Raw genomic sequence first — 9,870 nt, forward strand, 5'->3', positions numbered from 1 at the left:
GTCGGGGATGTCACGGAAACGGCGTCGAATTTTCCGGGTGAACCTGTTCGACCGGTGCGGATATGGTGCGGGCATGATTTCCGCCGACGACGGAACCTTCGCCTACCTGCCGGTGCCGGTGATCCGGGTGCAGGGCACCCCCGAGCGCTGCGGCTTCGAGTACGGCGTCGCCGCCCGCACACTGATCGCCGCGAACCTCGACCTCTACCTGCGCCGCTTCCGACTGGAGGCGGGACTCGACCGGGCCGCCGTACGGGTGGCCGGTGAGGCGTTCCGGCGTACGACCGTGCAGTTGCACCCACGGGTCGCGCAGATGCTCGACGGGGTGGCCGAGGGAGCCGGGGTCGAGGTGGGCGAGATCTACGCGCTCAACGCCCGGACCGAGCTGATTTTCGGGAGCACGACGGCGGGCGGCCCGGCGGCCACGGCGGCGGTGGACGGACGGGACGGCGGCTGCACCGTGGCCGGGGTCCTCGGCACCCACACCGCCAGCGGCAACCTGCTGCTGGGGCAGAACTGGGACTGGCATCCGGACCAGCGGGAGGCGATGGTGCTGCTCGCCACCCGCGACGAGCGGGGACTGACCGTACTCGCGCTGGCCGAGGCGGGCATGCTGGCGAAGACCGGGCTCAACTCCGCCGGGGTCGGGGTCTGCGTCAACATGCTCGGCTGCGACCGCGACGGCCTACCCACCGACGGTACGCCGCCCGGTGTGCCGTACCACGTGCTGCTGCGGGCGGCGCTGGAGGCGGACAGCCTGGCGGGGGCGTTCAAGGCGGCGATGCGGGGTACCCGGAACAGTTCCATCAACCTGCTGCTCGGGCAGGCCGGCGAGGCCGGTGGCGAACTCATCGACCTGGAACTCGTACCCGGTGACGCGGGCTGGCTGCACCCGGCCGACGGCCTGCTGACGCACGCCAACCATCTGGAGTCCGGGGTACGGGTGCACGACACCATGAAGGACTTCGGCGGCTCGTCGATGTTCCGCTCGGCGCGGGCCCGGCGACTGCTCACGCCGGCCGCCCTTCGGCAGAAGGTGACCGAGAACGACCTGGCCGAACTCTTCGGTGACCACGCCAGTTTCCCGCACGCCATCTGCCGGCACGTGGACGAGCGCGACGCGGTGGCGGACCGGTCCGAGACCGTCTACTCCGTCCTGCTCGACCTGGACGACCTGCGGCTGGGCATCGCCGCCGGGCCGCCGTGCGGCCACGAGTACGGCTGGCTGAGCCTCACCCGCTGAGGTCCGACCAGCGAGAGGGGCCGGTGCCGCAGTACGCGGCACCGGCCCCCTTGTGCTCACCAGTCAGGTGTCAGCCTCTCGGCGTGCTCACCTTGATCAGGCTGGTGCCGATCGGCAGACCGAGCTCCAGCACCACCTCGATCTTGGTGCCGGTGCCGGCGACCTTGACCGAGCCGGTCGGGTTCGCCGCGGACCAGTAGCGGTTCGGGTCCGAGTCGTCGAACGTCGGGATGCCCGGCTTCGACGGGATCGCCAACGGAACGCCGAGCCGGTGCAGGGTCAACGCGTCGGTCTTCTGCCGACCGAAGGTCGCGTCGAACGGCTGCCGCCGGTTGGCCAGCAGGCACAGCCCCTGCGGGTTGTACGGCGTCACCGCGCAGGTGCCCGGCCAGGCGATCGGCGTCGGCCGCGCGTCGATCGGCAACACCAGACCCTGACCCGGGTGGGACGAGGTGTTGTTGTCCTCCTGGCTGTAGTCGACCTGCCAGATCAACAGACCGTCCTGGTACGGGAACCGCTCGACCCAGTCCGGCTTGGTGTTCGTCCAGCCGTAGTTGTACGGGCCGACCTTGAGCCCCTTGTCGTACCCGACGTACTGCCGGTTCTCCGCGATGTAGAAGCGCGGCACCTGCTCGTCCACGGTGCCGCCGAAGCGGCTCCAGCCGGCGGGCGTCCAACCGTTGTCACCGGACTCGACGTCGTCGCTCCACGCCACCGCGCCGTTCTTCAACAGCTTGATGTCGTCGAGGAAGGCGCCCGCCAGGTGGTAACCGCCGTCGGTGTAGTAACGGAACCGGAACTTGACGTTCTGGCCGGCGTACGGCGTCAGGTCCCAGCTCAGGTCCTGCCAGCCGCCGGAGTTGCCGTCGATCCGGTCACCGACCTGGATCCACTTCTGCCCACCGTCGACCGACACCTGGGCGAAGAGGAAGTCGTAGCCCTCCTCGATGTCGTACCACGCCTTGGTGGTCACCGCCGCCGAGGTGGCACCGGTCAGGTCGAGGTCCCTGGTCAGCTTGATGTCCAGGTCGTCGGCGCTGCCGGTCCACCACTCGTTCACACCGGAGGTGGGGGTGTTGTACTCGATGTACTTGCGGGCGGTGGGCAGGTTGACCACCACGGCCTGCGACAGCGGACCGTTGTTGTCACCCGCCGGGCCGAGGATCTCGTACTTCGTCCCCTCGCCCTGGTTGACCACCTTGTAGTCGAGCCAGCCGAGGAACAGCTTCTCCCACGGGCCCATGTAGCCCGGGGTGGAGCCGATGTTGTCGCCGCCCTTGTTCAGCCACGAGCCGCCGGACATCACCGACCAGAATCCGGTGCCGTTCTCGGCGCGGTTGGTGGTGTCGTACAGGTCCGGCAGACCGAGGTCGTGGCCGAACTCGTGGGCGAACACACCCAGGCCACCGTTCTCCGGCTCGGTGGTGTAGTCACCGATCCAGATCCCGGAGTCGCCCAGCGGCACGCCGCCCCGCTCGTTGTACGACGGGCCGGTGTCACCCATCCGGGTCGGGTAGGCGTACCAGCGGTGCGACCAGATCGCGTCCTCACCCTGGGCACCGCCGCCGGCCTCTTCGCCCTCACCGGCGTGGATCGCCTGGAAGTGGTCGATGTAGCCGTCCGGCTCGTTGAAGTTGCCGTCACCGTCGAAGTCGTACCGGTCCCAGATGTCGAACTGCTTCAGGTACTCGGTGATCTGGGCCTTGGTCTTGCCGGCCGCGAGCTGCGAGTCGTACCACGCCTGCGCGGTGTCCTCGACGAACGGCCAGTAGACCTCGCCCTCGCTCTCCACGACGTTGTTGCTGCCGTAGCGCGCCTCGTTGTACGGCACGGTGACCCAGTCGCTGACGTCGCCACCGACGGTGTACTTGCCCCCGGACTGGTCCAGGTAGAAGGAGGCCATCGACTCCTTCGTCTTGGAGTACATCAGGTCCAGGTAGCTCTGGCGGTTGAAGTTCTCCTGCCAGACCGTGGTGTTGTTGTCGGTCGCGTCCCCGTTCCAGTTGCGGTCCGGTTCCTCGATCTGGTTGTGCTTGGGGCCGGCGTCGCCGCCGTAGAGCGGGTTCACCTGGTCGCCGAACTCCACCAGGATGGAGAAGATCGGGTCGACCTTGGCCGGCTTCTTCTTCACCTCGACCCAGCGGTTGCCCTTGACCCTGACGACCTCGGAGCCGTTGCGCTGCTGCGGGGCCGACTTGCCGGAGAGCAGGTCGGCGATCGCCTCGCGGCGCAGGGCGTCCTGCTGGTCGCCGAGCGGGTGGGGCAGGTTGTCCTCGCGGTGCACCGCCGTGGGGTCCTGATCGGCGCCGGTGACCCGTGCGGACGTGGGCGACGGCTTGGGGGCGCCGTACGCCGGAACGGAAACGAAACCAGCCGCCAGGACGGCTGCGGCAACGCTCGCCATGCCTGCTTTGACGTCTCTCCTCAAAGGGTCCTCCTCCCTTCGTGGAATGTGACAGGAACTCGGCGCAGGGCACGACACCTGTCACTCATGATCGTGACTACCTTTGCAGATAGATGCGGCGATGTCACGAGTCACGGATCGATGGTGCTGCGATGTTTACCCGGACTCAGGCCAGGTGGGGCAAGCGTCGGAATATTCAGCGACGCGGAATCGGCCGTCTTGACAGCGATCGGTCCCGATGGTCACCGAACGCAGTCGCGGGTACGCAAATGGGCGCGGCTCCTCGGGGAGCCGCGCCCATCGGGTCTTTCGTGGTGCCGGTATCAGTCCTCGTCGGACTTGCCGGACTGCAGGCCCGACGAAATCATCTCCATCACCGACGAATCCTGGAGCGTGGTGACGTCACCGAGTGAACGGTTTTCGGCCACGTCCCGTAGCAACCGACGCATGATCTTGCCCGACCGGGTCTTCGGCAGCTCCGGTACGAGCATGATCTGCCGAGGCTTCGCGATCGGCCCGAGCGTACGGGCGACGTGGTTGCGCAGCTCGGTGATGAGCGCCTCGCCGGCCTCGCCCGAGGTGTCGACGTTGCCGCGCGGGATGGTGAACGCCACGATCGCCTGCCCGGTGGTCGGGTCGGTGGCACCGACGACCGCCGCCTCGGCCACCGACGGGTGCGAGACGAGCGCCGACTCGACCTCGGTGGTGGAGATGTTGTGCCCGGACACCAGCATCACGTCGTCCACCCGGCCGAGCAGCCACAGGTGCCCGTCGGCGTCCTTCTTCGCCCCGTCACCGGCGAAGTACATCCCCTGGAACCGGGACCAGTACGTCTCGACGAAACGCTCGTCGTCGCCCCAGATGGTGCGCAGCATCGACGGCCACGGCTCACGCAGCACCAGGTAACCGCCACCGCCGTTCGGCACCGACTCGCCCTGGTCGTCGACCACGTCGGCGCTGATGCCCGGCAGCGGGGACATGGCGCTGCCCGGCTTGGTGGCGGTCACCCCCGGCAGTGGCGAGATCATGATGGCGCCGGTCTCGGTCTGCCACCAGGTGTCGACGATCGGGGACGTGCCCCGGCCGACGTGCTCCCGGTACCACATCCACGCCTCGGGGTTGATCGGCTCACCGACGCTGCCGAGCACCCGCAGCGACGACAGGTCGTAACCCTGCGGGATGTCGTCGCCCCACTTCATCATGGTGCGGATCAGCGTCGGGGCGGTGTAGAGGATGCTGACGCCGTACCTGTCGACGATCTCCCAGAACCGGCCCTTGTGCGGGGTGTCCGGGGTGCCCTCGTACATGACCTGGGTGGCGCCGTTGGCCAGCGGGCCGTACACGATGTACGAGTGTCCGGTGACCCAGCCGATGTCGGCGGTGCACCAGTAGACGTCCGTCTCCGGCTTCAGGTCGAACACCGCGTGATGGGTGTACGCCGCCTGGGTCAGGTAACCGCCGGTGGTGTGCAGGATGCCCTTCGGGCGGGCGGTCGTACCGCTGGTGTAGAGGATGAACAGCGGGTGCTCGGCGTCGAACGCGGCGGCGGTGTGCTCGGCCGACGCGGTCTCCACGGTCTCGTGCCACCAGTGGTCCCTGTCGGTCCAGGCCACCTCCTGGCCGGTCCGCCGGACCACCAGCACGTGCTCGATCGTCGAGGAGGCGGCGACCGCCTCGTCCACGGTCGGCTTGAGCGCCGACGGCTTGCCCCGCCGGTAACCGCCGTCGGCGGTGATCACCACCTTGGCGCTGGCATCCTGGATCCGGTTGCTCAGCGCGTCGGCGGAGAAGCCGCCGAAGACGACGCTGTGGGTGGCGCCGATCCGGGCGCAGGCCAGCATCGCGACCGCGGCCTCCGGGATCATCGGCAGGTAGATCGCGACCCGGTCACCGGCGGTGACGCCCAGGTCGGTCAGGGCGTTCGCCGCCTGGCAGGTCAGCCGGTGCAGGTCGGCGTAGGTGAGGGTGCGGGTGTCGCCGGGCTCGCCCTCCCAGTGGATGGCGACCTTGTCGCCGCGACCGGCCGCCACGTGCCGGTCGAGACAGTTGTAGGCGACGTTGAGTTCCCCGCCGACGAACCACTTGGCGAACGGCGGGTTCGACCAGTCCAGGACCTCGTCCCACGGCTTGGCCCAGTCCAGCCGGTGGGCCTGCTGCGCCCAGAAGGCGAGCCGGTCGTCGGCGGCCTCGGCGTACGCGGCGGCGGTGACGTTGGCGGCGGCGGCCAGCTCCGCCGGGGGCGGGAACTCCCGCGTCTCCTGCAACAGGTTCGCCAGGGTCTCGCTCATGCGCGGTGCTCGCTCATCTGTTCGCTCATCGGTGGGGCTCCTCGGGGTCAGCGTGAGATGCGTCTCGGTAGGAGGTTAACGGCGCCCTCACCATGGGTGCGAGCGCAGGTTGGGTCGCTGGCCGGTCCGGCGCGCCGAGTGAACGCCGCCGCGCGCCGGCCGGTCCACCCCGGCCGCGGGTGCTGCGCCGGCTGCCGCCGACGGGCGGCCGGCGGGTCGCTAGCGTGAGGGGCGTGACCACCGATCCGCTCGCCCCGCTGCTCACCCTCGCCGACGTCGGGCCGGCCGTCGACCGGGCCCGCGAGCGGGTCGACCAGGCGCTGCGCCACCGCGCGCTGCGCCGGCACGGCGGCCAGGTCGCGGCCGAGATCAGCCTCCGGTCCGCGGTGGCCAGCGCCGCGCTGGAGGGGTACGAGCACGAGCGCGAAGCCGTACGCGGCGGCACCGTCACCGACCCGGTGCTCCAGGGCGCGTTGCGGGTCGCCGGTGCGCTGCCCGGCCTGGCCGACCTCTGGACCCGGGCACCCCGACAGGTGCTGGCGAAGCTGCACGTGCTCGCCGCCCGGGACGTGGTGCCGGAGCACGAACTCGGCCGACCGGTCGCCGACCCGTCGACCGGTGCCCGGCTGGACGGCCTGGCCGGGCTGCTGACCGGCGGCACGAAGGTGGATCCGCTGGTGCTGGCCGCCGTGGTGCACGGTGAACTGCTCGCCCTGCGCCCGTTCGCCGGCCCGTCCGGGGTGGTGGCCCGAGCCGCCGCCCGGCTCACCCTGCTCGCCAGCGGGTTCGACCCACGGGGCCTGGTGGGGGTCGACGTGGGTCACCAGGAGCGGTCCCCCGAGTACGTGGGCGCCGCCGGGGCCTTCGCCACCGGTACGCCGGACGGGGTGCGTTCCTGGCTGCGGCACTACGCGACGGCGGTGGAGCTCGGGGCCGAGCAGGTCACCCTGGTCGGCGACGAGGTGCTCGCCGCCGCCTGAGCGTCGGCCCTGCCGCCGCGGTCAGCTCTTCTGTGCCGTGGTGGTACGGGTGCGGCGGTGCCGGCCGTACCAGGCGATGCCGATCGCCACCCCGACCCCGACCCCGAGCGCGGCGGCGGCCACCGGCACCGCCGGTCGCTCCCGCAGCCGACGGCCGAGCGGGATCGGGTGCCGGAACTCCAGCACCGGCCAGCCGTTCTCGGTGGCGAGCTTGCGCAGTGCCCGGTCCGGGTTCACCGCCGTGGGGTGCCCGACACACTCCAGCAGTGGCCGGTCGCTGATCGAGTCGGAGTACGCGTACGACTCGGCGAGGTCGTAACCGCGCGTTTCGGCGAGTTCCGCCACCCCGCTGACCTTGGCCGCCCCGGCGGCGTAGAACTCCACGTCGCCGCTGTAGCGCCCGTCGCGCACCGCCATCCGGGTGGCGATCACGTCGGTCACGCCGAGCAGCTCACCGATCGGCCGGACCAGTTCCTCACCCGAGGCGGAGACCAACACCACGTCCCGACCGGCCGCCTGGTGCTCCTCGATCAGGGCGGCGGCTTCGGCGTACACGTAAGGGTTGATCAATTCGTGCAGGGTCTCGGCGACGATCTGGCGGACCTGGTCCACCGACCAGCCCTTGGTGAGCGCGGCCAGGTAGTCGCGGGTACGCGCCATCGTCTGGTCGTTCATCCCGCCGAGCCGGAACATCAGCTGGGCGTACGCGGACTTGACCACGTCCCGGCGCGAGATCAGGCCGTCCCGGTAGAACGGCTTGCCGAACGCCAGGGCGCTCGACTTCGCGATGACGGTCTTGTCCAGATCGAAAAAAGCGGCACTTCGGCCCACGGCGCGCAAGTCTAGCCGGATGGTCTATGGTCGGCGGGTGCGCGGGGTCACCCCGGCCGGCTGTGGCCCCGGACACCCCGGCCCCGCAGCCGGTGGTGGGGGGCGTGCTCGCGTCGAGCGGCCGTGGTTTTTGCGGTGAGTGGAGAGTGCGCCACTCGACGTATACAGGTCCGCTCAGGCATGCTTGTCTTCGCGACACACTTTCATATCCCGTGTGCTCGGCAGGCTCTCGGCGGTTGCACCCCCCGTGACCGCTGAGTGGGTTCGGCTCGACCCCCCCGGAGCCGAACCCCCCAGACGACCCCCGTCTCCCCCCGACGGGGGTCGTCGCCTATCCGGTGCCCGGAAACGAGGTGTGCGGGGCGCCGCCCCGGTCGTCCGGCGGACCGGGGCGGCGCCTGCGTATCTAGCGGTCAAGGGCCGTCGTGCAGTGCCGTACGCAACGTCTGGGCGCCCTGCGCGGTGGCGGCGCGGGCGGCGCTGGTCGCCGCCAGCGTGTCGAGCATGACGAAGTCGTGGATCATGCCCTGGTAGCGGACCTGGGCGACCGGTACGCCGGCCCGGCGCAGCTTGGCCGCGTACGCCTCGCCCTCGTCGCGCAGCGGGTCGGCCTCCTCGGTGACGATCAGGGCCGGCGGCAGGCCCCGGAGCTGGTCGATGCTTGCCCGTAGCGGTGCGGCCATCGGGTCGTCGCGCCTACCGGTGTCGGGCAGGTACTGGTCCCAGAACCACATCATCTGGTCCCGTCGCAGGTAGTAGCCGTCGCCGAACTCCCGGTAGCTGTCGGTGTCGAAGTTCGCGTCGGTGACCGGGTACCAGAGCGTCTGGTGCCGGAACTGCGGGCCGCCCCGCTGCCTGGCCAGCAGAGCGATCACCGCGGCGATGTTCGCGCCGGCCGAGTCGCCGGCGATCGCGATCCGCGCCGGGTCGAGGCCGAACTCGGGCCCCTGTTCGCCGATCCAGTCGGCGACCGCGTAACACTCCTCCAACGCCGTCGGGAACTGTGCCTCCGGCGAGCGGCTGTACTCCGGGAAGACCACGGCCGCGTCGGCCTGGACCGCGATCTCCCGGATCAGCCGGTCGTGGGTGAAGGAGTCGCCGAAGACCCAGCCGCCGCCGTGGATGTAGAGGATGACCGGTATGGCCCGCTGGGTGCCGCGCGAGCGCCTCATGTCGTGCGTCAGGCCGCGTACCCGATCGGTCAGTCTGCCGCCGCCGTCCGATCCGCCGCCGTGTGGTGGACGCACGATGCGTACCGGCACCTGGCCGGCGGGGCCGCCGGGGACCATCAGGTTCTCCGAGTCGACCGCCGGGCGGGCGATGCCACCGGACTGGAGATCGGTGAGCTTGGCGCGGCCTTCGCTCGGTGGGATCTGGTGCAGGAAGGGCGGCTGCGAGGTCATCCGGGCGAACTCGTGCGCGGCGGGCTCCAGTACGACGGCGCTGACTGCCTGAGCCATGGTCGCTCCTCTCACGCAGCGCGAACCTGCTGCGGTGGCGGCTGCTCCCGACGCGTACCCGAATCCGACCGGTCTACCGGCCGGGCGATCGATATCCGGGTGCCCCGCCGATGGTTGGGTTCGCTCCGCACCAGCTTGTGGATCAACCGGGCTCGGTGTCCGTTTTGAGGCCCGAAGTCCGGGCTTTCATAGCAGATCAGCCCCGGTTCCGGACGTTTTCCACAGGCGGGACAGTTATCCACAGGCGGCGCCGGAGGTGGGGACGATGATGGCACGGGCGTTCCAGGGTGTGCCGGTCAGCCTGTACCGACGCCGCCGCTGGAGACCCCGATGCCACCCCGTACCCCGGTCCATCCCGGACCCCGCCTGCCGCTGGTCCTGACCTCGGACGGTGACCTGCTCGACGAACTGCTCCGGCTCGCCGCAGCCGGCGGCACGGAGGTCGAGGTGGTAGCCGACCCGGCGGCGGCCCGCCCCCGCTGGGCCGCCGCGCCCCTGGTCCTGGTCGGTGCCGACCAGGCGCAGTCCTGCCTGCGGGCGCGGCTGCCGCGCCGCCCACGGGTGGTGCTGGTCGGGGGGGGGGGGAGGGGGGGGTGTGGGACGCCACAACGGACGAGAATACTGCGTGGGCGGTCATGGACCGGTGGGTCGCAATGGTGCCGGA

Annotated in this window: 6 protein-coding genes and 1 pseudogene; 3 read left to right on the forward strand and 4 right to left on the reverse strand. The window is 70.5% G+C overall.

Annotated elements, in window-relative coordinates; translation table 11 throughout:
- The first annotated feature begins 73 nt into the window (after positions 1 to 73).
- Entirely contained in the window at positions 74 to 1,243 is a 1,170-nt protein-coding gene (locus ACZ6QQ_RS14705; RefSeq protein ID WP_465876639.1) for a C45 family autoproteolytic acyltransferase/hydolase, read from the forward strand.
- A 70-nt stretch (positions 1,244 to 1,313) separates the two neighbouring features.
- On the opposite strand, the gene ACZ6QQ_RS14710 is transcribed toward ACZ6QQ_RS14705, so the two are convergent.
- The gene (locus tag ACZ6QQ_RS14710) at positions 1,314 to 3,647 is read right to left on the reverse strand and encodes an immune inhibitor A domain-containing protein (protein WP_465876641.1); all 2,334 of its coding nucleotides are present in this window, start codon (positions 3,645 to 3,647) and stop codon (positions 1,314 to 1,316) included.
- Positions 3,648 to 3,970: 323 nt separating this feature from the next.
- Positions 3,971 to 5,935, reverse strand: coding sequence for an acetate--CoA ligase (gene acs / locus ACZ6QQ_RS14715; RefSeq protein ID WP_465876642.1), 1,965 nt, complete (start codon positions 5,933 to 5,935; stop codon positions 3,971 to 3,973).
- A 233-nt stretch (positions 5,936 to 6,168) separates the two neighbouring features.
- Between acs and ACZ6QQ_RS14720 the strand changes: the two genes are divergently transcribed.
- Entirely contained in the window at positions 6,169 to 6,915 is a 747-nt protein-coding gene (locus tag ACZ6QQ_RS14720) for a Fic family protein (protein ID WP_465876643.1), read from the forward strand.
- 21 nt (positions 6,916 to 6,936) lie between these two features.
- On the opposite strand, the gene ACZ6QQ_RS14725 is transcribed toward ACZ6QQ_RS14720, so the two are convergent.
- Positions 6,937 to 7,755: an HAD family hydrolase gene (locus ACZ6QQ_RS14725; RefSeq protein WP_465876645.1), complete on the reverse strand. Its 819-nt coding sequence runs from the start codon at positions 7,753 to 7,755 to the stop codon at positions 6,937 to 6,939.
- Positions 7,756 to 8,159: 404 nt separating this feature from the next.
- Positions 8,160 to 9,206, reverse strand: a complete 1,047-nt coding sequence (locus ACZ6QQ_RS14730; protein WP_465876647.1) for an alpha/beta hydrolase — start codon at positions 9,204 to 9,206, stop codon at positions 8,160 to 8,162.
- Between the two features lie 408 nt (positions 9,207 to 9,614).
- On the opposite strand from ACZ6QQ_RS14730, the pseudogene ACZ6QQ_RS14735 reads away from it, so the two are divergent.
- Positions 9,615 to 9,795, forward strand: a pseudogene (locus ACZ6QQ_RS14735) (septum site-determining protein Ssd); the annotation flags it as partial.
- Positions 9,796 to 9,870: the final 75 nt, after the last annotated feature.

Source organism: Micromonospora sp. NPDC049529, from assembly GCF_055586685.1.